At 65.4% G+C, this 25,321-nt stretch carries 16 protein-coding genes; 6 read left to right on the top strand and 10 right to left on the bottom strand.

From position 1 onward, the window contains the following. Positions 1-6: 6 nt before the first annotated feature. A complete protein-coding gene (locus tag DNJ95_RS04780) occupies positions 7-819 on the bottom strand; it encodes a formate/nitrite transporter family protein (RefSeq protein WP_131183584.1) in 813 nt (270 codons plus the stop codon). A 552-nt stretch (positions 820-1,371) separates the two neighbouring features. Between DNJ95_RS04780 and DNJ95_RS04775 the strand changes: the two genes are divergently transcribed. Beyond that, entirely contained in the window at positions 1,372-3,147 is a 1,776-nt protein-coding gene (locus tag DNJ95_RS04775) for an acyl-CoA dehydrogenase C-terminal domain-containing protein (protein WP_131183583.1), read from the top strand. A 359-nt stretch (positions 3,148-3,506) separates the two neighbouring features. Here the strand turns inward: DNJ95_RS04775 and msrA are convergent, their stop codons facing one another. Continuing rightward, a complete protein-coding gene (msrA, locus tag DNJ95_RS04770; protein ID WP_131183582.1) occupies positions 3,507-4,154 on the bottom strand; it encodes a peptide-methionine (S)-S-oxide reductase MsrA in 648 nt (215 codons plus the stop codon). 180 nt (positions 4,155-4,334) lie between these two features. Between msrA and DNJ95_RS04765 the strand changes: the two genes are divergently transcribed. Both DNJ95_RS04765 and DNJ95_RS04760 read left to right on the top strand, forming a co-directional pair. Next, positions 4,335-5,138, top strand: a complete 804-nt coding sequence (locus tag DNJ95_RS04765; protein ID WP_131183581.1) for a helix-turn-helix domain-containing protein — start codon at positions 4,335-4,337, stop codon at positions 5,136-5,138. A 77-nt stretch (positions 5,139-5,215) separates the two neighbouring features. Beyond that, positions 5,216-5,854, top strand: coding sequence for a LysE family translocator (locus DNJ95_RS04760; protein WP_131183580.1), 639 nt, complete (start codon positions 5,216-5,218; stop codon positions 5,852-5,854). A 79-nt stretch (positions 5,855-5,933) separates the two neighbouring features. Here DNJ95_RS04760 and plsB read toward each other — a convergent pair whose 3' ends face one another. The 4 genes from plsB to DNJ95_RS04740 all read right to left on the bottom strand — a co-directional run bounded on the left by plsB (position 5,934) and on the right by DNJ95_RS04740 (position 12,861). Beyond that, on the bottom strand, positions 5,934-8,414 hold the full coding sequence (plsB, locus tag DNJ95_RS04755) for a glycerol-3-phosphate 1-O-acyltransferase PlsB (protein ID WP_131183579.1): 2,481 nt from the start codon (positions 8,412-8,414) through the stop codon (positions 5,934-5,936). A gap of 26 nt (positions 8,415-8,440) precedes the next feature. Further along, positions 8,441-10,483 (bottom strand): putative bifunctional diguanylate cyclase/phosphodiesterase, encoded by a 2,043-nt coding sequence (locus DNJ95_RS04750; RefSeq protein WP_131183578.1) that lies wholly within the window; start codon positions 10,481-10,483, stop codon positions 8,441-8,443. A 331-nt stretch (positions 10,484-10,814) separates the two neighbouring features. Continuing rightward, the gene (locus tag DNJ95_RS04745; protein WP_131183577.1) at positions 10,815-11,396 is read right to left on the bottom strand and encodes a superoxide dismutase; all 582 of its coding nucleotides are present in this window, start codon (positions 11,394-11,396) and stop codon (positions 10,815-10,817) included. An 844-nt stretch (positions 11,397-12,240) separates the two neighbouring features. After that, the gene (locus tag DNJ95_RS04740) at positions 12,241-12,861 is read right to left on the bottom strand and encodes a LysE/ArgO family amino acid transporter (protein ID WP_131183576.1); all 621 of its coding nucleotides are present in this window, start codon (positions 12,859-12,861) and stop codon (positions 12,241-12,243) included. Between the two features lie 89 nt (positions 12,862-12,950). On the opposite strand from DNJ95_RS04740, the gene DNJ95_RS04735 reads away from it, so the two are divergent. Both DNJ95_RS04735 and purL read left to right on the top strand, forming a co-directional pair. Further along, on the top strand, positions 12,951-13,847 hold the full coding sequence (locus DNJ95_RS04735; RefSeq protein WP_131183575.1) for a LysR family transcriptional regulator ArgP: 897 nt from the start codon (positions 12,951-12,953) through the stop codon (positions 13,845-13,847). A 230-nt stretch (positions 13,848-14,077) separates the two neighbouring features. Continuing rightward, the gene (gene purL / locus DNJ95_RS04730; protein WP_131183574.1) at positions 14,078-17,974 is read left to right on the top strand and encodes a phosphoribosylformylglycinamidine synthase; all 3,897 of its coding nucleotides are present in this window, start codon (positions 14,078-14,080) and stop codon (positions 17,972-17,974) included. Between the two features lie 108 nt (positions 17,975-18,082). Here the strand turns inward: purL and DNJ95_RS04725 are convergent, their stop codons facing one another. From DNJ95_RS04725 to DNJ95_RS04715, 3 genes are all read right to left on the bottom strand, one after another. Next, entirely contained in the window at positions 18,083-19,036 is a 954-nt protein-coding gene (locus DNJ95_RS04725; protein WP_131183573.1) for a DMT family transporter, read from the bottom strand. Positions 19,037-19,155: 119 nt separating this feature from the next. Further along, positions 19,156-20,226 (bottom strand): LOG family protein, encoded by a 1,071-nt coding sequence (locus tag DNJ95_RS04720; protein ID WP_131183572.1) that lies wholly within the window; start codon positions 20,224-20,226, stop codon positions 19,156-19,158. Between the two features lie 186 nt (positions 20,227-20,412). Continuing rightward, positions 20,413-21,822 (bottom strand): MBL fold metallo-hydrolase RNA specificity domain-containing protein, encoded by a 1,410-nt coding sequence (locus DNJ95_RS04715; protein WP_131183571.1) that lies wholly within the window; start codon positions 21,820-21,822, stop codon positions 20,413-20,415. A 179-nt stretch (positions 21,823-22,001) separates the two neighbouring features. Between DNJ95_RS04715 and DNJ95_RS04710 the strand changes: the two genes are divergently transcribed. Beyond that, the gene (locus DNJ95_RS04710) at positions 22,002-24,407 is read left to right on the top strand and encodes a phosphoketolase family protein (protein WP_131183570.1); all 2,406 of its coding nucleotides are present in this window, start codon (positions 22,002-22,004) and stop codon (positions 24,405-24,407) included. Between the two features lie 104 nt (positions 24,408-24,511). Here the strand turns inward: DNJ95_RS04710 and DNJ95_RS04705 are convergent, their stop codons facing one another. Then, on the bottom strand, positions 24,512-24,910 hold the full coding sequence (locus DNJ95_RS04705) for a PA3611 family quorum-sensing-regulated virulence factor (RefSeq protein ID WP_131183569.1): 399 nt from the start codon (positions 24,908-24,910) through the stop codon (positions 24,512-24,514). Positions 24,911-25,321: the final 411 nt, after the last annotated feature.

Raw genomic sequence — 25,321 nt, 5'->3', positions numbered from 1 at the left:
GCCCGCTCAGCGCAGGGCGCGGCGGGCGCCGGTGCGGACGTGGGTGCTGTAGAGCGTCAGCGCGGTGAATGCCAGGCCGCCCACCAGGTTGCCGAGCACGGTTGGGATCTCGTTCCAGACCAGGTAGTCCATGATGGACAGGTCGCCGCCCATGATGATGGCCGTCGGGAACAGGAACATGTTGACGACGGAGTGCTCGAAGCCCATGAAGAAGAACACCGTGACCGGCATCCACATGGCGATGAACTTGCCGCTGACCGTGGTGGAGATCATGGCGCCGACCACGGCGGTGGAGACCATCCAGTTGCACAGCACGCCACGGAAGAAAATCGTCATCCAGCCGGCGAAGCCGTATTGCGCATACCCCAGGGTACGGTCATGGCCAATGCTGGCGATTTTCTCACCGACGGCATTGGGTTCGGTGGAGAAACCATAGGTGTAGACGAAGCACATCAGCAGCGCGACGGTCAGGGCACCGGCGAAATTGCCGAGGAATACCCAGCCCCAGTGCTTCAGTATGGCGCCCCAGGTCACGCCGGGCCTGTGGTCGAGCCAGGCCAGGGGCGTGAGGATGAAGACACCGGTAAGGAGGTCATGCCCCAGCAGGTAGATCATGATCAGGCCCACCGGGAAGAGCATGGCGCCGACCAGCGGGGACCCGGTGGAGACCGTCACGGCGACGGCGAATACCGCGGCGAGCGCCAGGATGGCGCCCCCCATGTAGGCACGGATCAGCACATCGCGAAGGGCCATATGGAGTTTGGCCTCTCCCGAGTCGACCATCTTGGCGGCGAATTCGGCTGGAGCAAGGTAAGCCATGGTAGTTGTCCTGTGTCGGAAATAAGGTATGGGGTCGGGTGCGGTCGTTGCCTGCCAACGGGGCTGTCAGGTCGGAGGAGCACAGGCGATCCGTATGGGTTCGTGCACACGGGCATGGGTCGTTTACCGATGCTGGCGTGAGCGTTCCTTCTGTGGCCGGTTGTCCATTGCGGCAGCCTCGTGCTTTTTCGAGCGCAAAAAAAAGCGCCAGAGCCATACCCGAAATCGGGCTGGGCTCTGACGCCATTGTCAGAAGAAGACAGTCCTTGAAACCGTCCGCATGGAACCCGTAAGCAAGAGACAGGCCAGCTTTCTGCGAGCCCTGTTTCCCGGGCCTGGGCGGGTGTGGAGGCGTTCGTCGCGGCCAGGCTATGGTGCGGATGCGGTGCGGAATGCGCCCTTTTGGTGCCTGCGGCCGCTGTCGAATGGCTGGCGTGACCAGTGAGTCTGAAACGGACGCTTCGGCCGCCAGAGGTGTTCGGCTAGACTCGGGCCGGAACGACTCTAACAATGACGGCCACCCTGGCCGCGACGGCTCTGCGAGGTTCTTCCATGGCTGATTACCAAGCTCCTCTGCGCGACATGCGTTTTATCCTGAACGAAGTCTTCGACGCACCCGCCCTGTGGCGCAGCCTGCCGGCGCTGGCCGAACTGCTGGATGGCGAAACCGCCGATGCCATTCTCGAAGAAGCCGGCAAGCTGATCGCCGGCAGTGTCGCGCCGCTGAACCGGCCCGGCGATGAGGAGGGATGCCATTGGCGCGATGGCCTGGTGAGCACACCCGAGGGCTATCTCCAGGCCTACCGGCAGTACGCGCAGGGCGGCTGGGTCGGGGTCGCTGGCGATCCGGCCTATGGCGGCATGGGCATGCCCAAGGTGATCTCGGCGCAGGTGGAGGAAATGATGAACTCCGCCAGCCTGGCCTTCGGGCTCTATCCGATGCTGACCTCCGGCGCCTGCCTGGCAATCCACGCGCATGCCAGCGAAGCCTTGAAGGACAAGTACCTGCCGGACCTGTATGCGGGCGCCTGGGCCGGCTCCATGTGCCTGACCGAGGCCCATGCCGGCACCGACCTCGGGCTGATCCGCACCCGCGCCGAGCCGCAGGCCGACGGCAGCTACCGCCTCACTGGCAGCAAGATCTTCATCACCGGCGGCGAGCACGACCTGACCGAGAACATCATCCACCTGGTGCTGGCCAAGCTGCCGGATGCGCCGGCCGGCTCGAAGGGCATTTCGCTGTTCCTGGTGCCGAAGGTGCTGGTCAACGACGATGGCTCGCTGGGCGAGCGCAACGCGGTGTCTTGCGGCTCGCTGGAGCACAAGATGGGCATCAAGGCCTCGTCCACCTGCGTGATGAACTTCGATGGCGCCAGCGGCTGGCTGGTCGGCGAGCCGAACCGGGGGCTGGCGGCGATGTTCACCATGATGAACTACGAACGCCTGGGGGTCGGCATCCAGGGGCTGGCCACTGGCGAGCGTTCCTACCAGAGCGCCGTCGCCTATGCCCGCGAGCGCTTGCAGAGCCGTGCGCCCACCGGGGCCGAGGCGCCGGAGCGGATCGCCGACCCGATCATCGTGCACCCGGACGTACGCCGCATGCTGTTGACCATGAAGGCGCTGAACGAAGGCGGGCGGGCCTTTTCCAGTCATGTCGCATTGCAACTGGATATCGCCAAGTTCAGCGAGGACGCGCAGGCGCGCCAGCGTGCCGAAGGCCAGGTGGCGCTGCTGACGCCGGTGGCCAAGGCCTTCCTGACCGATATGGGGCTGGAAACCACGCTGCATGGCCAGCAGGTGTTCGGCGGGCATGGCTATATCCGCGAGTGGGGGCAGGAGCAACTGGTGCGCGATTGCCGCATCACGCAGATCTACGAGGGCACCAACGGTATCCAGGCGCTGGACCTGCTGGGGCGCAAGGTAGTCGGCAGCGATGGCGAGCTGTACCGGGTCTTTTCCGATGATGTGCGGGCGTTCTGCCATGGCGCCGGTACGAACCTGCGGGAATTCCGCGAACCCCTGCTGGCGGCCCTGGACGAGCTGGATGCATTGACCGGCTGGTTGGTCGAGCAGGCGCGGCTGGCGCCACGGGAAGTCGGCGCGGCCTGTGTGGAATACCTGCATGCCTTCGGGTATGTCGCCTATGGCTATATGTGGGCACGCATGGCCGAAGCGGCGCTGGATCGGCAGCAGGAAGACTTCTATGCCTCCAAGCTGGGCACCGCGCGTTTCTATTTCGCCCGCCTGCTGCCGCGTACCAAGTCGCTGATCGCCAGCGTCAGGGCCGGCAGCGAGTCACTCTACCAACTGGAGGCGGAGCAGTTCTGAAGGCCTCGAGGCCGTTGCAGGGTGCGCATGGCGCACCCTGCGTGGATTGCATTTCCAGCTTGCGGAATCCTTTACCCGATAGCCGTCTTTCGAAGACGTGCATGGCCCTGAAAAGGCAGGACTCTGAGCCTCTGCCGTGTAAGTGATGGCTTACACGATGTGGTGACAATCGCCACTATCGGCACTTCGCCAGCAGGGCTAATCTGCAGGCACATGGACGTGACGCAGGAAGCGGCAAGGGAAAAAACGGATGATCAGGGAGTGACGCCAGGATGGCGTGTGATCAGGGATGTCAGGATTCAAGTCTGCAAGAACCCCGCTTCGGCGGGGTTTTCTTTTTTCCGTAGTCGCGGCCCCGCTCACGTCGAGCGGGGCGGCAGGCACAGCCCGGTGCCCTGCAGGCCGCAGTAGCCGTTGGGATTCTTGGCCAGGTACTGCTGGTGGTAATCCTCGGCGTAATAGAAGGGCGGTAGCTCGGTGATCTGCGTGGTGATTTCGCCGAAGCCAGCCTTCGACAACTCGCTCTGGTAACTCTGCCGGCTGGCTTCGGCCAGTGCCTGCTGCCCGCGGTCCTGGTAGAAGATCACCGAACGGTACTGGGTGCCCTGGTCGTTGCCCTGGCGCATGCCCTGGGTCGGGTTGTGGGCTTCCCAGAACGCCTTGAGCAGGCTCTGGTAGTCGATCCGCTGTGGGTCGAAGACCACCTGCACCACTTCGGCGTGCCCGGTCAGGCCGGAGCATACCTCTTCGTAGCTCGGGTTCGGCGTATACCCGCCAGCGTAGCCGACCGCGGTACTCCAGACGCCCGGCAGTTTCCAGAACAGCCGTTCCGCCCCCCAGAAGCAGCCGAGGCCGAAGACCGCCTGCTGCAGGCCTTCGGGGAACGGTGGAAGCAGGGCATTGCCGTTGACGGCATGCACATTGCCGACGCTGATGGCTTCCGCACGGCCTGGCAGTGCCTGCCCGGCACTGGGCAGGGTGAATTTGTGATGGTCTTGCAGTGACATGGGACACCTCCTCATGGATGTTCGGGCGCGGCGAGGCGCTTCGATAAAGGCGCTGGAGGCTGGACGAAATAGCGGCACAGCCCATGTTTTTCGTCCGCTTTCCAGCGTTCTTTCCGGCCCTTTGCCGTGCAGCTTGCCGCTTGCGGCCCGCCGCTGGCAACTGCTGATACCATTGCCGCCATGCATGCCATGACCCGATTCTGGCGCGACCCTGCCATGCCCTACGTGGAGAGCAGGCGCGCCTGCCATAGCCGCGCCTGCTACAAGGCGCACAGCCATCCGACCTTTTCCATCGGCGCGGTCGATCAGGGCGGCAGCCGGTTCACTGGCGCTGGCACAGGGCCGGTCGCCTTGCAGGCAGGCACCCTGGTGTTCGTTCCGGCGGAGCGCGTGCACGCCTGCAACCCCGTGGCCGATACGCCCTGGAGTTATCAGATGCTGCACCTGGAGGCGGGCTGGCTGCGCGATCTGCGGCGGGAGTATGCCCGTGGGGATGGCTGCGAACCTGTACGGATCGTCCGCAACCCCGGCCTTTATGGGCGCTTCTGCCGGCTCAACGAGCTGTTGTTCTCGCGATCCGCCGTGGCCGACAAGGAGGCTGCGCTGATCGAGTTCATCGGCGATAGCGACGGCGCCAGGGGGCTGTGCATCGAGACGTCGGCGAGTGTGCCGCGACAGGCCGGGCGACTTGGCGAGGTGCTGGAATGGTTGCGGCGCGACCCCATTGCCGAGCGTTCGCTGGGCGAACTGGCCGCCCGCGCAGCGATGAGCCGCTATCAGTTGATCCGTGCCTTTCGCGCCCTGACGGGCTTGACGCCGCATGCCTGGCAGTTGAACCAGCGCATCAATATCGCCCGCGGACTGGTGCTGGCCGGCGAGGACCTCGCGCAGGTGGCCCTGCGCCTGGGGTTTGCCGACCAGGCTCATTTCCAGCGCGCTTTCAAGGCGCATACGGCTACCACGCCCGGCCTTTACCGGCGTTGATCCGGCTGCAATTTCCTTCAATACGCGCCACGTCCGGAAACCACACACTACCGCGCCGACAACCCAGAAGGTGTGGAATGGAGCAGTTCCTGATCGTTGCCGCCGCGCATTTCCTTGCGCTGCTATCGCCCGGCCCGGATTTCTTCCTGGTCGCGCGAACGTCGATGTCCTCGGGCTGGAGGGTCGCCAGCGGGGCCTGCCTGGGCATCGCGCTCGCCAATGGCGTATTCATCGTCGCCGCCTTCCTCGGAACGGCCGCGCTGCGCGCCGATAGCCTGCCGTTCGTCGCCTTGCAACTCGCGGGCTGTATCTACCTGCTCTACCTGGGGGTGCTGTTCATCCGCCATGCCGGTACCGCCACGCTGGAGGCGGCGACCCAGGGTGGCCATGCCCGGCAGCTTCCGGCTCCCTCGCGGGCCTGGTGGCGGGCGGCCGGCATGGGCTTCCTGTCGGGTATCCTCAACCCGAAGAATGCGCTGTTCTATGCCAGCCTGGCCGCGCTGCTGGGCGTGGCTGGCGACGGGGGGCGCAAGCTGCTGTATGGCGCATGGATGTTCAGCGTCGTGCTGCTCTGGGACTTGCTGGTCGCCTGTGCGATCGGCAATCGTGCCGTGTTGCGGCGCTTCGCCCGGGCGCTGCCCTGGCTGGAGCGGGCTTCCGGTGTCGTACTGATCCTGCTGGCGGGGGGTGTCCTGGCCTTGTCGCTGTCGGGTTGAGCGATTGTCCGGCTCGCGTAGGCGCGTTGCGCCCACCTGGGCGACGCAAGGGGGCGGCATGGCGCACCCTGCGGCGGCTTCAGGCGTGTGGCGGCCGGTTGGCCGTGCGGTCCAGCGCGATCTGGCGGATCGACAGGCGGATTTCCGCAGGCAACACGCGCTTGGCCACGCTCTCGGTCAGCTCGCCGAGCTTGCGCTGGTGGATCAGCCGGCCATTGCGGTCCGGGCGTATCACGCCCTGCTGGCGCAGGCCGGCGATGAATTGGCGGAACAGGCTCTTGTCGAAGAACTCGGGCGCGTTCAGGCCGTGCAGCACCGACAGGCGCTGGGCCATCACGCTGGCGAGGCTTTCCAGTTGTTCGGCATCCAGCCCGCGTTGGCCGTGGTCGAGCAGCAGCGAAGTGACCATGTAGAAGCGCTGCAGGGTCTGCATGACCACCCGGGACAGCAGCGTCAGCAGCACGAATTCGCGTGAACTCGGGTCCGGTCGCACATAGGCCTGCTCATCCTGTTTCAGCAACCCCTGGGTGACGAAGGCGGCGAGCCACTGGTCGATCACCGTGGGCAGTTCCTCATCCTCCCAGCGGATGAACAGTTCGGCGCGCAGGTAGGGGTAGAGCGCACGGCTGAAGCGCAGGATCTGCTCGCGGCCAATGCGCGCATTGACCTGGAAGAAGCTGGCCAGCAGCGCCGGCAGCGCGAAGATATGCATCACGTTGTTGCGGTAGTAGGTCATCAGTACCGCGTTGGGTTCGTCCAGGTAGAAGATGCGCCCGAGGGCATCGTTCTGCTCGGCCAGCATCCCCATGTTCCCGACCTGCTCGATCAGCGCCGCGCCGTTACCTTCGGGCAGGGTGACGCGGTCCGAGTAGGGCACCGCGCGCAGCAGCTCCAGGTAGATATCCAGGGTCCGTTGCAGGGCATGTTCGTCGAGGGCCAGGCGCCGGGTCGACAGCATGACGACCGCCACCAGGTTGACCGGGTTGATGGCGGCGGCCTGGTTGATGCGCTGGGCGATGCGCTCGGCCAGGCGATTGGTGGTCTCGTTCAGCCAGGGCGGGCGGAACCCCTCGGCCGCCGGCTGCTGGCGCCAGCCGGGATGTTGCTGGTCGAGGAAGTCGTTCAGTGGCAGGGGGGCGCCGAAGTTGACCCAGACCTGGCCGAAGCGCTGGCGCAGGGCGCCGATGACCTTGAACAGGTCGAGGATGGACTCTTTCTTCTTGCTCGCCCCGCGCAGTTCGCCCAGGTAGGTGCGGCCCTCCAGCACCCGTTCGTAGCCGATGTAGACCGGTACGAAGAGGATCGGCAGGCGCGACGAACGCAGGTAGCTGCGCAGCGTCATGGCGAGCATGCCGGTGCGTGGCTGCAGCATGCGCCCGGTACGCGAGCGCCCGCCCTCGATGAAATACTCCACCGGGAAGCCACGGCTGAACAGCGTGTGCAGATACTCGTTGAAGACCGCCGTATACAGCGGCTTGTCCTTGAACGAGCGGCGCATGAAGAAGGCGCCGCCACGGCGCAGCATGCCGCCGATGAGCGGCATGTCGAGGTTGATGCCGGCAGCGATATGCGGTGGCGTCAGGCCGTTGTGGAACAGCAGGTAGGACAGCAGCAGATAGTCGATATGGCTGCGATGGCAGGGCACGTAGACGACCTCGTACCCCGCTACGCTCTGCTGGAGTCGGTCCACATGGTTGACACGGACGCCGTCGTAGATGCGGTTCCAGAACCACGACAGCAGGGTTTCCAGGAAGCGTACGGCGCTGTAGGTGTAGTCCGAGGCGATCTCGTTGCCATAGCGCAATGCCCGCGCCTCGGCCTTCTCCAGCGGGATACCCTCGCGCTGCGTTTCCTCGGCGATGGCCTGGCGCACCTGCGGGTGGTGCAGCAGCCCCCTGACCAGGGTGCGCCGGTGCGACAGGTCGGGTCCGATGACAGCCGCCTTCTGGTTGCGGAAATGTACCCGCAGGATACGGTGCACCATACGCAGGGTGCGCTCGTTCCCCTTGTTCTGCGCGATCAGCTCCTTGAGCGGGATCGGTTCGGAGAACTGTACGCGGGTCTTGCGTCCCAGCATGAGAATGCTCAGCAGCCGGCGCAGGCGTCCGGTCACTGCCCAGGTGTCGGCGAACAGCAGTTTCCAGGCACTGGTTTCGCGGTCCGGCGACTGCCCCCAGAACACACTGACCGGGACGATCAGCGCATTTTCCAGGTTGCCCTGGCTCAGGGCATTCACCAGCCGTACCAGCACCGGCGGCGTGCTGCTGCGCCGCCGGCGGCCAAACCAACTGGCGGATGGCGTCAGGAAGAGCACCGCGTCCGGCTCATGGAAGGCCCCCAGTCGCAGGGCATCCAGCGGGCTGGGCAGGCCGTTCTTCGCGCACTCCTCGGCCAGTACCGCGAGGTCGCTGGCCGAGGTGCGTGGCAGGGCATAGATGATCGCCGCGTCGCTGGCGGGAAGCTCGAAGGATTCCGGGCGGATGGTTTCCGAGCGCACCCAGAGGCGCAGTATGCGGCGTACCAGTGCGAAATATGCGCGGCGCAGAGGGGAAGAAGTCATGCGTGGTTGCGGTCCTGTGTCTGGGCTCAGGCGTTCTGCGGCCCTTGCTGGCGTAGCAGTGCGCTCAGCCGTTCGGCGGCGATGGGTTTGCTGTAGTAGTAGCCCTGGCCTTCGTCGCAGCCCTGTTCGATCAGGTAGGCTTCCTGCTCGGCCGTCTCCACGCCTTCTGCGATGACCTGCATGTTCAGGCTATGGCCCAACTGGATGACGGCGCGCACGATGCTGGCATCGCCTTCGCCGTTCTTGATGTCCTGGACGAAGCTCTTGTCGATCTTGATCTTGTCCACTGGCAGCTTCTTCAGGTAGTTGAGGGACGAATAGCCGGTGCCGAAATCGTCGATGGCAATCAGCGCGCCGCAGGCGCGCAGGCAGTGCAGGCTGTGCGCCGCGGTCTGAATGTCCAGCATCAGGCTGGTCTCGGTCACTTCGAGTTCCAGGGTGCCCCCGGGCAGGTGATGAACGGAGAGCAACTCGCCGATGGTGGCTGGCAGGGTGGCGTGATGCAGTTGCACGGCGGACAGGTTGACCGCCATGCGCAGGCCGGTGAAACCCTGCTGGTGCCAGTCATGCAACTGGCGGCAGGCCTGGTCCAGCACCCATTCGCCGATTTCGATGATACTGCCGTTCTGCTCGGTGATGGGGATGAACTGGTCTGGCGGTATGTTCTTTCCCTGCGGGTGGTTCCAGCGGATCAGCGCTTCCACGCCGGTGATGCGCTGGCGCCGGTAGTCCCATTGCGGCTGGTAGAGCAGGTGGAATTCGTGCTTGCCCAGGGCTTCGCCGAGGGCCTTCTCCAGTTCGCGCCGTTCGCGCATCGCGCTGTCGATACTGGCGACGTAGAACTGGTAGCGGCCATGGGCACGGCTCTTGGCCAGGGTCATGGTCTGTTCGGCTTTCTGCAGCAGCTTCTCGGTGCTGTCGCCGTCCTCGGGGTAGAGGGTGATGCCGATGGTGACGCCCAGGCGTACCGAGTATCCATCCAGGGCGATCGGCTTTTCCAGGTTGTCGAGAATGCTCTGCGCCAGCTCGGCGGCCTGGTAGGGCTCGCTGATGTCTGGCAGGATCAGCACGAACTGGTCGCCGCCCAGGCGTCCCAGGGTTCCGCGCCGATTGGCCAGCAGGCGCAGGCGGTCGGCCAGCGCGGCCAGCAGGCGGTCGCCGTTCTGGTAGCCGTACTGTTCGTTGGCGTTCTTGAAGTCGTCGACACCAAGGCACAGCACGGCCACGTGATGTTGCTGCTGTTCGGCGTCATTCAAGGTCTGCAGGAGGTATTGCTGCAGGCGCTGGCGGTTGGGCAGGCCGGTGAGGTAGTCGTAGCGGCTCATGCGCTGCAGGTTGTGTTCGGCGGTATGGCGCAGTTGCATGTTGCGCTCGATGGCGGTCAGCAGGTTATTGGCGGTCGTTACCCATCGCCCCAGTTCGTTGCGCTCGTGGCCGGGCAGCATGGGCAGTTTGTGCGCGCCGGGCTTGTCCGGGTCGATATGGCTCAGGTGGTCGATCAGGTTGGTCAGCGGCCGGGTCAGCAGCCATTCGTAGATCAGGAACAGCACCAGGGCGAGGATGACCGAGCGCGCCAGGCCGACGAGGAACAGCACTACCGAACGGTTGATGAAGTCATGGCCGTACTGGGCGGTGTCGAGGACGATATTCAGGTCGCCGTAATGTTCGTTGAGAGGCGGACGGCCCGTCAGTTCGATGGAAAACGGCTGCTGCCGGCCCAGGATCGGATCGGTGATCCAGCGCAGCGGCAGTTCGGTGAGCGGGCGCTGTTTCTGTGCGAGCATTTCCTCGCCGGTCTTGCCGATGCTGCCCGCGTGCATCGACTCATGCTTGAACAGGCCCTCGATGACCTGGGTGGCCATGTCCTGGTCGAGACTGTAGATAGCCTGGGTCGAAGGGTCCCGCGACATGCGCAGGATGCGCTGGGCGTCGGCATCGATCAACTGGGCCGTCTTGTGCGCCTCCAGGACGATCTGGGCGAAGTTGAGCAGCAGCCCCACGGCCAGGGCGGATAGCAGAACGATCTGCAGGAGCTTTCTCGACAGGCTGTTTCGCAGTTCCCGTTTCAAGACGTTTTCCTTCTGACACGCCTGGCAAGTAGTTAAAGTATTGGCAGGAGTGTTACCTGCGTCAAAGTCCCCGTTCGTTGTCGGGTCTTGCGGCAGCATCCATATGCTGTCGGAGTGGCGCAGGTCCAGGGGTGATCGGGGAGGTTCCTGCCGCTAAGGAAGGCTTCGAGCGGTGTCGGAACATCCGGTTGCTACCGTTGGTCGGCGGCGCATGATGCCGACAGAATGGCATTCTGCCAACCTGCCGTTATGTCGCGTGGCGGGGATTCTTCCTGGCAGAACGAGCGATGCCCGCAAGAGCGGGCATCGGGGGCACGGCGTGTCGCGGGGATCAGGCGGCGAAGTTCTTCGCGACGAAGTCCCAGTTCACCAGGTTCCAGAATGCTTCGACGAACTTCGGACGGGCGTTGCGGTAGTCGATGTAGTAGGCGTGTTCCCAGACATCGATGGTCAGCAGCGGGGTGTCGCCCGCGGTCAGCGGGTTGCCGGCACCGATGGTGCTGGACAGCGCCAGGCTGCCGTCGGCCTTCTTCACCAGCCAGGCCCAGCCGGAGCCGAAGGTGCCGATGGCGGTCTTGGTGAACTCTTCCTTGAATTTGTCGATGGAACCGAAGGAGGCAACGATGGCATCGGCCAGGGCGCCGCTCGGCTGGCCGCCGCCATTGGGCGACAGGCCGTTCCAGAAGAAGGTGTGGTTCCAGACCTGGGCGGCGTTGTTGAAGATGCCACCGGAGGAGGTCTTGACGATGGTTTCCAGGTCCTTGCCTTCGTACTCGGTGCCGGGAACCAGGTTGTTCAGGTTGGTGACGTAGGTCTGGTGGTGCTTGCCGTAGTGGTACTCGATGGTTTCGGTGGAAATATGCGGCTCGAGGGCGTTTTTCTCGTAAGGCAGCGGCGGCAGTTCGAAAGCCATGGTGTATCTCCTCAAATCAGGTGTTTCGGATTGATGCAACTGGCGCGGGAGTGTCTGGCGGACTGAAACGGATGCCTGTCCGCTACGGTATCGTAGGGCGTGCGCCTGGAGCCGTCTGATGCGGCATTGCAGGCAGGGTCGTTTCGCCTTTCCCGTCGTTTGGTTGCGTGGTTCGCTCAATCTCTGGCCATCACGGTTGGCCGGTTGCGGGCATCAGTGCCCGCGACCCGGGGATCATAGCACCCGGCCTGCGGCAAAACCACGCGTCGGACGTGTGGTTAACTATCGGTTGGACTGGCGTTGTGCGGCGGTTCCGCTATGACCGTGGACGCTGGGTAATCGTGCCCCGCCTCGTTGCGAGCGGATTGGCAAACAAGCGTGCGTTTCATCGCATGCCGCTGGCGGTGTCCATACACCCGTAGCCTCGCGAACCCGGCCAGCCCCGCTACGCAACACGCATGAACCCGTCGCCCATATGAATAAGGGGGGCGCTCTTCGTCGGCGTCCCTGCCGACGAAGGTTTCGCAACGGGGCTGGCCGGGCTCGAGGCGACTATGGAAAGAGCGGTCGGCGCAGTACTGAATCATCCGCAGGGCTTTCGCTTTTTCGCTCTTTCCCGCAGGCACTGCTGAAGGTGGCTGTGCGGATGCCTGGTGGTGGGGTGGGGCCTTCGCCGCCAGGGATGGCGGCGAAGAGCTACAGGGATGTATTCACGCGTGCCCCGCCCCGCCACCAGGCATTCGCACAGGGACGATGAGCCCGAGATCACGCTCTACGATCCAGAAGTCAGCCAGACACATTATTGCCAATCCAGTCGCAAGGGTGCCGCCCTCCGGCCCTGGACTCAGGTGATGGCTGTCTTGCCGACGATCAACTGGGCGGCGATGGCGAACATCATCAGCGCCACCCCGAGGTCGATCAGGCGCCAGGTGAGCGGTCGCGCCAGCCAGGGTGCCAGCCAGGCGCCGCCCAGGGCGAGCAGGGCGAACCAGCCCAGCGAGGCGCTGGCGGCGCCAGCGGTGTAGGCCCCGGGTTCTGGCTGTTGGGCGCCGAGCGAGCCGATCAGCAGCACGGTATCGAGGTAGACGTGGGGGTTGAGCAGGGTGACCGCCAGGGTGGCGAGCAGTACCTTGCCCAGCGGCCTGCGGCTGGCCTGCCCGCTGTGCAGCGCCTGCGGCCGAACACTGCGCAGCAGCGCCTGCAGGCCGTACCAGATGAGGAACGCTGCGCCGCCCCAGCGGGCGATCTGCATCAGCAGCGGGCTTTCCGCCAGCAGCTTGGCCAGGCCGAACACGCCGAGGCCGATCAGCAGGAAATCGCAGACCACGCAGAGGGCGGCGACCGGGATGTGATGCTCGCGGCGCAGGCTCTGCGCCAGGACGAAGGCGTTCTGTGCGCCGATCGCCATGATCAGCCCGATGGTGACCAGTAACCCGTTGATGTAGCTCTGCCAGATGTTGTCCATGATGGTCCTGCCATGTCGAAGGCTGGCAGTCTGGTGTTTATTGCAATATAAGAAAAAGCAATTTTGCTGATGGATCATTAGGAAAACTGATGTTCGACTATAAGTTGCTCTCGGCCCTGGTCACTGTGGTCGAGCAGGGCGGTTTCGAGCGGGCGGCCCAGGTGCTGGGGCTTTCGCAATCGGCGGTGTCCCAGCGCATCAAACTGCTGGAGGCCCGGGTCGGGCAGCCGGTGCTGTTGCGTGAGGTGCCGCCGCAGGCCACGGAGATCGGGCGGCGCCTGCTCAATCATGTGCAGCAGGTGCGCCTGCTCGAACGAGACTTGCAGGGCCAGGTGCCCGAGCTGGACGAGAACCGCCAGCCGGAACGCCTGCGCATCGCATTGAATGCCGACAGCCTGTCGACCTGGTGGGGCGAGGCGGTGGCGCAGTTCTGTGCCGATCACCAGATATTGCTGGACCATGTGGTCGAGGACCAGGCCGTGGGCCTGAAACGCATGCGGGCGGGGGATGTGGCGGCCTGTGTGTGTGCCGCGGAGCGGCCACTGGCGGGCGCCCGCAGCACGTTCCTCGGCTCGATGCGCTATCTGGCACTGGCCAGCCCGGCCTTTCTCGCCCGGCATTTCGGCGATGGTGTGAAGGCGGACGGGCTGGCGCGCGCGCCCGCCATCGTCTTTGGCCCGGATGATTACCTGCAGCATCGCTACCTGGCGGCACTGGGGATCGGCGAGGGGTTCAACTTCCACCTGTGCCCATCGTCCGAAGGCTTCGTGAAGCTGCTGCTGAGCGATCTGGGCTGGGGCATGGTGCCTGAACTGCAGGTGCGCGAAGAGCTGGACAGCGGCAGGCTGGTGGAGTTGCAGGCGGGGTTGCGCATCGACGTTCCGCTCTACTGGCATCACTGGCGCAACGGCGGTGAGCTGCTGGGCCAGTTGACCCGGCATCTGGCGCGTACGGCCGGCAAATGGCTGGTGCCCGGCCCGGCCTGAACGCTGCAATACCCTGGTGCCCCCGCTGTTGCGTGAAGGCTGACGAGGGCCTTGGCGTCGGGCGTGATGTGCGCCGGCGCGGTCGCGCCGAAACGTCAACGGACCCTGACGTCCATATGGAACCGAGGCTTCGCGATTGCCCTGGCCGGGCCGCTTTTGCCGGTGCGGGAGGCGGCGCTATGGGCTAGAATACGCGCCCCCGACCGTCCCCCTCCGAGGCTGTTCCGACGATGTTGATCCTGCGCGGTACCCCCGCTCTTTCCGCCTTCCGTCATGGCAAGCTGCTGGCCCAGTTGACCGAGAAGGTCGCGGCCGTGCGTGGCCTGTATGCCGAGTTCGCCCACTTCGCCGAAGTCGATGGCGTGCTGGGGGCCGATGAACAAGCGGTATTGTCCCGGCTGCTGAAGTACGGCCCGAAGGTGCCGGTGCAGGAGCCGGCGGGTCGCCTGTTGCTGGTGGTGCCGCGTTTCGGCACCATCTCGCCCTGGTCGAGCAAGGCCAGCGATATCGTGCACAACTGCGGCCTGGGCAAGGTCAGCCGCATCGAGCGGGGCATCGCCTACTACATCGACGGCGAGCTGAACGAGGCCGAGCGGCAGGCGGTCGCGGCGCTGTTGCATGACCGTATGACGCAGGCGGTGCTGGAGCGCTTCGAGGATGCGCAGCAACTGTTCAGCCATGCGCAGCCCAGGCCGCTGACCGCCGTCGACGTGCTGGGTGGCGGGCGCGTGGCGCTGGAGAAGGCCAACGTCGAGCTGGGGCTGGCGCTGGCCGAGGATGAGATCGACTACCTGGTGAAGAGCTTCACCGAGCTGGCGCGCAACCCCCACGACATCGAACTGATGATGTTCGCCCAGGCCAACTCCGAGCACTGCCGCCACAAGATCTTCAATGCCAGTTGGGACATCGACGGCGAGAGCCAGGGCAAGTCGCTGTTCGGCATGATCAAGAACACCTACGAACTGCACCGCGAAGGCGTGCTGTCGGCCTACAAGGACAACGCCGCGGTGATCGTCGGCCATCCGGCCGGGCGTTTCTACCCCGATGGCGAGAGCCGCGAGTACGTGGCCAAGCCGCAGCCGGTGCATATCCTGATGAAGGTGGAAACCCACAACCACCCGACCGCCATCGCCCCTTTCCCCGGCGCCTCCACCGGCTCCGGCGGCGAGATCCGCGACGAGGGCGCGACCGGTCGCGGCTCCAAGCCCAAGGCGGGGCTGACCGGCTTCACCGTGTCCAACCTGAACATCCCCGGTTTCCAGCAGCCCTGGGAAGTGCCCTACGGCAAGCCCGAGCGCATTGTCACCGCGCTGGACATCATGCTCGAAGGCCCGCTGGGCGGCGCGGCGTTCAACAATGAGTTCGGGCGCCCGGCGCTGACCGGCTACTTCCGCACCTTCGAGCAGACCATCGCCACCCCGCGTGGCGAGGAAGTGCGCGGCTACCACAAGCCGATCATGCTCGCCGGCGGCCTCGGCAACATCCGCGAAGACCATGTGCAGAAGGGCGAGATCTCCGTCGGCGGCAAGCTGATCGTGCTCGGCGGCCCGGCCATGCTGATCGGTCTGGGCGGCGGCGCGGCGTCCTCGATGGCCACCGGCACCAGCTCCGCCGACCTGGATTTCGCCTCGGTGCAGCGCGACAACCCGGAGATGGAGCGCCGTTGCCAGGAAGTCATCGACCGCTGCTGGCAACTGGGCGAGCGCAACCCGATCAAGTTCATCCACGACGTGGGCGCGGGCGGACTGTCCAACGCCTTCCCCGAGCTGGTCAACGATGCCGGCCGCGGCGGCCGCTTCGAGCTGCGCAAGGTGCCCAACGACGAGCCGGGCATGGCACCGCTGGAAATCTGGTGCAACGAGTCCCAGGAGCGCTACGTGCTGTCGGTGGACGCCGCCGACCTGGAGCGCTTCGCCGCCATCTGCGAGCGCGAGCGTTGCCCGTTCGCGGTGGTCGGCGAGGCCACCGCAGAGGCGCACCTGACCGTCAGCGACGAACACTTCGGCAACAAGCCGGTGGACATGCCGCTCAACGTACTGCTGGGCAAGGCGCCGCGCATGCACCGCTCGGCCAGCCGCGAAGAGGCACTGGGCGATGACTTCGATGCCGCCGCCGTCGAACTGGGCGAAGCCGTCGAGCGCGTGCTGCACCACCCGGCGGTGGGTAGCAAGAGCTTCCTGATCACCATCGGCGACCGCAGCATCACCGGCCATGTGGCGCGCGACCAGATGGTCGGCCCCTGGCAGGTGCCGGTGGCCGACGTGGCGGTGACCGCCACCAGCTTCGACGTGAACACCGGCGAGGCCATGGCGATGGGCGAGCGCACGCCGCTGGCGCTGCTGGACGCCCCGGCGTCCGGGCGCATGGCCATCGGCGAGACCCTGACCAACCTGGCTGCCGCACGTATCGAGAGGATTTCCGATATCAAGCTGTCCGCCAACTGGATGGCCGCCGCCGGCCACCCCGGCGAGGATGCGCGCCTGTACGACACTGTGCGCGCGGTCGGCATGGAGCTGTGCCCGGCGCTGGGCATCACCATCCCGGTGGGCAAGGACTCGATGTCGATGAAGACCCGCTGGAACGAAGGCGAGGGCGAGAAAAGCGTGACCTCGCCGCTGTCGCTGGTGGTGTCCGGCTTCGCGCCGGTGAGCGACATCCGCCAGACCCTGACGCCGCAGTTGCGTATGGACAAGGGCGAGACCGACCTGATCCTGATCGACCTGGGGCGTGGCCAGAACCGCATGGGTGGCTCGATCCTGGCCCAGGTCTACGGCGGCATCGGCCGCCAGGCGCCCGACGTGGACGATGCCGAGGACCTGCAGGCGTTCTTCGCGGTGATCCAGGGACTGAATGCCGATGGCCTGCTGCTGGCCTACCACGACCGTTCCGACGGCGGCCTGCTGGCCACCGCGCTGGAAATGGCCTTCGCCGGGCATTGCGGCCTCGAGCTGGGCCTCGACTGCCTGGTCGATACGCCGCAGGACATTGCCGCACTGCTGTTCAACGAAGAACTGGGCGCGGTGATCCAGGTGCGCCAGGACGATACCGAAGTGATCCTCGGCCAGTTCAGCGCGGCCGGCCTGGGCGACTGCGTGTCGGTCATCGGCCAGCCGCTCAACAGCGCCGAAGTCGCCATCCGCTACCAGGGCGAGCTGGTGTTCAGCGGCGAGCGCAGCCTGTTGCAGCGCCAGTGGGCCGAGACCAGCTACCGCATCCAGCGCCTGCGCGACAACGCCGAGTGCGCCGAGCAGGAGTTCGATGGCCTGCTGGAAGAAGACAACCCCGGCCTGCATGCCAGGCTCACCTTCGATATCAACGAGGACATCGCCGCGCCCTATATCAAGCGTGGCGAGCGCCCGCGCGTGGCGGTCCTGCGCGAGCAGGGCGTCAACGGCCAGGTGGAAATGGCGGCAGCCTTCGACCGGGCCGGCTTCAGCGCAATAGACGTGCACATGAGCGATATCCTCGCCGGGCGCGTCAGCCTGGAGCAGTTCAAGGGTCTGGTCGCCTGTGGCGGCTTCTCCTATGGCGACGTACTGGGTGCCGGCGAAGGTTGGGCCAAGTCGATCCTGTTCAATGCCCGTGCGCGGGAGGCCTTCATGGCCTTCTTCGAGCGTGGCGACAGCTTTGCCCTGGGCGTGTGCAACGGTTGCCAGATGCTGTCCAACCTGCACGAGCTGATCCCCGGCACGGAAAACTGGCCGCACTTCGTGCGCAACCGCTCCGAGCAGTTCGAGGCACGGGTGGCGATGGTGCAGGTGCAGGATTCGGCTTCGATCTTCCTGCAGGGCATGGCCGGTTCACGCCTGCCGATCGCCATCGCCCACGGCGAGGGGCATGCCGAGTTCGGCAGCGCGGAAGCCTTGTTGCAGGCCGACCTGTCCGGCAGCGTGGCGCTGCGCTACGTGGACAACCACGGCAAGGTCACCGAGCGCTACCCGGCCAACCCCAACGGTTCACCGCGTGGCATCACTGGCCTGACCAGCCGCGACGGTCGCGTCACCATCATGATGCCGCACCCGGAGCGGGTGTTCCGGGCGGTCACCAACTCCTGGCGTCCGGATGGCTGGGAAGAGGATGGCGGCTGGCTGCGCATGTTCCGCAATGCACGGGTCTGGGTCGACTGATCCTCACCACGCGTGCAAACACGAAGAGCCCGGCGTACATCAGTGCCCGGGCTCTTTCTATTCTATGGCGACCGTGGGATGCCTGTATCGCCTGCCGGTGCGCATACCCTACGCGGTTTCCATGGCGGTTTTGGCGGCGGGCCGCCGGTGTATCGCCACGCAGGCGATGACGCTCAGGGCGACCAGCAGGAAGGCGGTCGCCTCCAGCGCCGTGGGCGGCCGTTGCTCCCAGGTGAAGCCGTAGAGCAGGGCGAACAGGGTCTCGAACAGGATCATCTGCCCGGTCAGGGTCAGCGGCAGCAGGCGGCTCATGCGATTCCACAGGGCATTGCCGACGATCGAGGCGAAGAAGGCCAGGCCCGCCGACACGCCGATGAGCCGCAACCAGTCGAGCGGGGCGTGCGCCGAACTGGTGAACAGCACCGCGAACGGCACCAGCGCCAGGGTCAGGGCGCCGGTCACGATGCCTGTCAGCAGGTTCCAGTCGTGGGCCGTTATGTGCCGTAGCCTGACCAGGCTGCGGCTGTTGGCGACGGCGAACCAGGTCCATGAGGCCAGTGCGCCCAATGCGCACAACAACCCGCCCGCCTGCCGCCCGGCGCTGCCCGGTGCCGGTAGCGCCAGTGCCTGCCAGCCGATGCACGACACGCCGGCGATACCGAGCGCCAGCGGCAGTGCCAGGCGCCGCAGGGGGACGGCATGGGCTTCGCGGCTGCCGATGAGGGTCACCGCGACCGGCAGGAAGCCGATGACCAGTGAGGTCATGGCGATGCCGCCCAGCTGTACCGCCGCACCGATCAGGACGTAGTAGAGCAGGTTGCCGACCAGCGCCAGCCCTGCCAGCATGTGCCACTCACGGCGCCCCACGTCGGGCAGTACGGCGCGCAGCCTCGGGGCCAGCAGCACGAGGGCGATCAGGCCGAAGAACAGGTAGCGGCCTATCGCGAGATGCAGCGGGCTGAATTCCCGGACGAGTTCCGGGGCCAGGAAAATCAGGCCCCAGAGGGCGCCGGCGGCGGCGCCGCAGAGGACGCCGGCAAGGATGTTGGAACGATCGGGCATGTGATGGCTTCAGGCATCAGGCTGGCGCGACGAGCGACGGCGAGCCCCTGGTGTGCGGCCCCGGTAGGGTGCGCTGCGCGCACCTGGGCGGTGGATGAAGGTGTTGCGGGGCATGGCGTTCAGGCCCAGTTCTGTGGCTGGTTTATATAGTCCGTCAATTCGCGCAGGCGACCGTGATCGCGGCCATTGAAGGCGAAGCTCAGGCGCGGCATGCATTCGAGTTCCGGCTCGTCCATTTCGGCGGCCTCGCAGGTGCGTTGTTCGAAACCATCGTGCAGGCACAGGTCGGCGAAATGTTCATTCAGTTGTTCGAGTGCCCGCGGAGCCAACTGGTGGTTCATGCGGATCACGAAATTGCGCTCGATCCAGCGGCTGGAGTGGAAGTTCCGGTAGAAGTCGGCAATTTCCAGCGTGGCATCCTCGACATTGTTCGCCAGGCGTATCAGGCGCATGTCGGTGGGCAGGATATAGCGGTTCTCCACCAACTGGTGCTGCATGAACTTCAGGGCATCCTGCCAGTAGCTGCCACCCGGCTCGTCCAGCAGTACGATGGGCACCAGCGGGCTCTTGCCGGTCTGGATCAGGGTCAGCACTTCCAGTGCCTCATCCAGGGTGCCGAAGCCGCCGGGGCAGAGTATCAGCGCGTCCGCCTCCTTGATGAAGAACAGCTTGCGCACGAAGAAGAAGTGGAACGACAGCAGGTTGTCGGTGCCGCCCACCGTGGCGTTGGGCTGCTGCTCGAAAGGCAGGGTGATATTCAGCCCCAGGCTGTTGTCCAGGCCCGCGCCTTCGTGGGCGGCGGCCATGATGCCGCCACCGGCGCCGGTTATCACCATCAGGTCATAGCGCGCCAGGGTCTTGCCCAGCTCGCGGGCCATGGCGTACAGCGGGTGTTCGAGGGGGGTGCGCGCCGAGCCGAATACCGTGACCTTGCGCCGCCGCTTGAACTGTTCCAGGCGGCTGAAGGCGCGCTCCATCTCGCGCATGGTCTGCAGCATGATCTTGGCGTCCCAGCGGCTGCGGTCGGCCTGGGCCATGTGCATCACCGTGCTGAGCATTTCCCGGTACAGCGACTGGTTGGGGCTGCTTTCGGGGACGGCCAGTGCGATCAGTTCATCGAGCCGGCTGGAAAAGTCGACGGCGTTGGTCTTGACGTGGCGGGAAAGGTAGTCATCCGCTTGGAACGGCATGTGAAGTCTCCATCTGTGCCTGGCCTCGGTAGCGCTCAGGCGTGCCCTGGTCGGTAGCGTGCGCGGTGCGCACCGGCAAGCGAGGCGGCATCGCCCTGGTGCGCACGGCGCATCCTACGGCGATTGCGTTGCAAGCTTGCGGCTGCTGTCAGCTATGAATCGTCAGGCATGTCGAAAGCCATGGTTTCAGATCGCGATGCGATCTCCCGGCTCGGGGATATTGGCTTTCCAGTCCAGCCGTTCATGCAGTGCCTGTCGCAGTATCTGCATCTTTTCCAGCTCGCCATGCACCAGGTACAGCTCCGGGCGCGATTCGAAATGGCTGGCCCAGTCGAGCAGTTGCGACTGCCCGGCATGGGCGGAGAAGCCGCCCAGGGTATGCACCTGGGCATTCACCGCGATGCGCTGGTGCAGCACTTTCACGGTTTGCGCGCCGTCGACGATGCTACGCCCGAGGGTGCCCCTGGACTGGAAGCCTGGAATCACCAGGTGGCATTCCTTGCGCCACAGGTTGTGCTTGAAATGATGCAGAATGCGTCCGCCGTTGCACATGCCGCTGCCGGCGATGATGACCGCGCCGCTCTTGAAGCGATTGATGGTCATCGACTCTTCCGCCGTCTGCGTGCTCTTGAGGATCGGCAACCACTTCTCGATGCGCCGCCGGCCCTTGTCGAAGCCCTCGATCGCCTGCGCATGGCTCTGGTCCAGTTGATCCTGGAAGCGCGCATAGACCTTGTTGGCGCCTATCGCCATCGGGCTGTCGAGGAACACCGCCTGTTGCGGCAGGCGCCCCTGCTGGTAGAGCAGGCCGAGGTAGAAGATCAGGTCCTGGGCGCGGCCCACGGCGAAGGAGGGCATCAGCACGTTGCCGCCGTCGCGGTGGGCCTGTTGCAGGATATCCGCGAGCTCCTCGATGGTGGCCTGGTGGTCGCGGTGGTCACGGTCGCCGTAGGTGGATTCCATCAGCAGCACATCGGCCTGGCGCAGGGCGGTCGGGCCTTTCATCAATGGCGCGTTGGCGTTGCCGAGGTCGCCGGAGAACACCACGCGGCGCGTCTGGCCGAAGTCCTCGATGTCCAATTGCACGATGGCCGAGCCGAGGATATGGCCGGCATCGAAGAAGGTCACCTGCACGCCGGGAGCGGCTTCGAAGGTTTCCTCGTAGGCGTGCGGCGTACGCTGGCCGAGCATGCGCTCGGCATCGACGCGGGTATAGAGTGGCTGCACCGGTGGCTTGCCCTGGCGGGCGCGCCACTTGCTTTCCCACTCGGCGTCCTTCTCCTGGAGGTTGGCGGCATCCAGCAGCATCAGTTCCAGCAATTCGCCAGTGGCCTCGGTCAGGTGCACCGGGCCTTTGTAGCCGGCCGCCACCAGTTTCGGCAGCAGGCCGCTGTGATCGATATGGGCATGCGACAGCACCACGGCGTCGAGGGTCCCGGGGTCGAAGGCGAAGGGCGCCCGGTTGCCTTCTTCCTCCTGGCGGCGTCCCTGATGCATGCCGCACTCCAGAAGCACCTTGGCGCCTCCGTGGGTTTCAATGAGATAGCAAGAGCCTGTTACCTGCTGGATGGCGCCAAGGAAGCTGAGCAAAGCCATAATACGTTCCTGTCTGTACTACGATGGTGGCTACGCGCACGTGCCGGAGTCTTGATGCATATCAGCGATGGAACGGTACGCGCTACCTAGACTAGAGGCTGTAGACCTTTCGTCGCAAGCCGCATTGCCGCGACCGGAGGTCGGTAGCCTCAGCACGCAACCAGCCAATGGAGTGAACCATGAGTCAGCTACTGCCCAGTCTTGCCGAGCTGGACCAACATGCCCAGGCGCAGGTGGAGTTCGCCACCTGGCGTGCCGGCTATGGCCCGTTCGAGCATGCGGCGCAAACCCAGGCGGCGGCCTACCGGCTGGCGCACCAACTGGTGCAAGCGGGGCTGCAGCCGGATGTCGGCTCGGTCTACCGCTACCTGCGGGCGATCGACCACCTCGCCAGCGCCGGGCTCTGGCTGGTGGTGCACATGACCTATGCGCGACGCCTGAAACTGGATGGCGCGCCCCTCGACGCCGATGACTTCAAGGACAGCCCCGAGGGGCATACCGGCGGCGCGCTGAACATGGTGCCCGCCTACGCCGGCTACCTGGGCCTGAACGCCCTGACCGGGCGGACCCGCGGCTGGCTGATGGGGCAGGGGCATTGCGTGGCGGCGATCGACGCGCTCAACGTGTTGCTGGGCAACTTGCACCCGGAGCAGGCCGAGGCCTACAGCGGCGGCGAGCAGGGGCTGAACCGCCTGCTGAGCGATTTCTATGGCTACCGGCAGGCCAACGATGGCAGCCCGCGCGACCCACTGGGCAGCCATGTCAACGCCCATACCGCCGGGGGCATCGCCGAGGGCGGCTACCTGGGGTTCGCGGAACTGCAGTACGCGCATATTCCATTGCCCGGCGAAACGCTGGTGGCGTTCCTCTCGGATGGTGCCGCCGAGGAGCAGCGGGGCAGTGACTGGATTCCGCGCTGGTGGCGCGCCGAGGATTGCGGCGCGGCATTGCCGGTGATGATCGCCAATGGCCGGCGTATCGAGCAGCGCACCCAACTGGGCACTCTGGAAGGACTGGAGGGGTTCCGCCAGCATCTGTCGCAGTGCGGCTTCGACCCTATCTCCTTCGATGGGCGCGACCCGGCGGCATTCATCTGCACGCTCTGGGAGATGGAGCACCGGTTGGCGCGGCGGGTCGAGGAGCGCCAGCGTGGCATCCTGAATTACCCGTTGCCGATTCCCTATGGCATCGCCGAGACGGTCAAGGGTTTCGGCTTCTACGGCGCCGGCAGCAATGCCGCGCACAACCTGCCGTTGCCGGGCAATCCGCAGGTGGATGGCGCTGCCCGCGCCCTGTTCAATGAACATGCCGCGCGGCTGTTCGTGCCACAGAAGCTGCTGGCCGAGGCCCGCGAACTGATCGAAGGCAGCCGCCGGGGCCGCTCGCTGGAGCGTGACAACGCGATGGCGCTGCGCCGTCCACGCACGCCCGATATCCCCGAATTGCACTACCGGGATGACGTCTGTTCGCCGATGGCCGCAGTGGATCGCTTTTTCGTCGACCTGACCCAGGCCAACCCCGATCTGCGTGCCCGTGTGGGTAATCCCGACGAACTGGCCAGCAACCGCCTGGGCGGTGTACTCAAGGCGCTCAAGCACCGGGTCACCGATCCGGAGAGCGAACTGGAGGCGGTGGATGGCCGCATCATCACGGCGCTGAACGAAGAGGCGGTGGTGTCGGCCTGCCTGGCCAACCAGGGCGGCCTCAACCTGGTCGCCAGCTACGAGGCCTTCTGCGTGAAGATGCTCGGCGCGGTGCGCCAGAGCATCATCTTCTCCCGCCAGCAGAAAGAGGTGGGGCGCCCCGCCGGCTGGCTCGGCTGGCCGCTGATCGCCACTTCCCATACCTGGGAAAATGGCAAGAACCAGCAATCGCATCAGGACACCACCTTCTGCGAGGCCCTGCTGGGGGAAATGAGCGATACCGTGCGGGTGCTGTTCCCGGCGGATCACAACAGCGCCCTGGCGTTGCTGCCATCGATCTACAGTGCCCGCGGCGAGCTGGCCTGCATGGTGGTGCCCAAGCGCGAACGCCCGGCGTTCTTCAGCCGTGAACAGGCAGAGCATCTGGCGCGTGATGGCGCGATTCTGGTCAGGGAGTATGACGGCGAAGAGCCGGTGCTATTGATCGCCAACGGCAGCTACCAGTTGAGCGAGATGCTGCGGGCGGCGCAGCGCCTCGAGGAAGCGCAGTGCGCCTACCGGCTGGTCTACCTGCAGGAGCCGGGGCGCTTCCGCGCCCCACGCGATCGCTGGGAGGATGCGGTGCTGGCCGGCAATGCGCTGGTGGCACGCTTGTTCCCCGAGCGCATGGAAACCCGCATCCTGCTGACCCATATGCGTCCGGAAGTGGCGCGGGGGCATCTGTGGACCCTGCTGCCGGATGCGCGCAAGTCGTCGGTGCTGGGTTACCGAAATCGTGGCGGCACCCTCGACGAAATCGCCATGCAGTTCGTCAACCGGGCCTGCTGGGCCAATGTACTGGCAGCCTGCGCGCGCCTGCGCAATGTGCCACGCACCGCGCTGCTGACGCCGGAGGAAGCGGCCGCCGTGGCCGGCAAGGGCGACCCGGCGGTACTCCGATAAGAGCAGCGGCAAGCTGCAAGCTACAAGTGGCAAGAAAGCGTTTGCCGGGGTTTCAGGGTACCTTCACGCTTGCCGCTTGCCGCTTGCCGCTTGCCGCTTGCCGCTTATAGCCCGCAATCCCGGGCGTTGTAGCGCTCATTGGCGATGGGCTTGTTGCTCTTGTATTCGCTGAACTCGAAGCGCAACACCGCGCCCTGTGCCAGCAGTTCGCGCAGGCCGCCATTGTTGCAGACGCTGGCGGCGAGCTGTTTGCGCACATCGTCCGGGTTGCTGCGCATTTGCGCGGCATGGTCGGGTTGTACGCTGAGGTGGTTGACCAGTTCGTGGTTGTCCACGCTGTAGCCCTGGTCGAGGATATCGGCATTGATGGCGCGTGGCGTACCGACGCTGCTTTCGCGCGCGACCTTGGCGAGCAGCTCGTCCAGCTTCTGCTCCTTGAGGGAGGCGGCATGCACGGATGGAAGGGCGAGGGCGAGGGCGAGCAGGGTGGCGAGGCGATACATCAGGTGATCTCCAGGATGGTTTTGCAAGAGTCTGCACCGGTTTCGACCGGAGTGTCCCGTGTCTGTTCAGTCTTGCCGGGAAAGGCCGGGCGCTCGGGGCAATGGCATGATGTGCCGGAGCCTGTCCATGGCGGGTCTAGCCTGGTTGCGACTGGATTGGCAATTGTGTCTGGCTTGCGGATCGTACAGGGTGACCTCGGGCTCACCGTCCCTGTGCGAATGCCAGGTGGCGGGACGGGGTGCGCGTGAATACATCCCTGTAGCTCTTCGCCGCCATCCCTGGCGGCGAAGGCCCCGTCCCGCCACCTGGCATCCGCACAGCCACTAGCGGCGGTGCCTGAAAGAAAAAGCCAGAGAAAGCGCAACCCCTATGAATGAGGCGGCCCGGCACTGAGGGCTCTTTCCATAGTC

This window comes from Stutzerimonas kirkiae (assembly GCF_004327335.1).
GTDB classification, from domain to species: Bacteria; Pseudomonadota; Gammaproteobacteria; order Pseudomonadales; family Pseudomonadaceae; genus Stutzerimonas; species Stutzerimonas kirkiae.
This window is presented reverse-complemented; position numbering and strand designations above follow the sequence as displayed.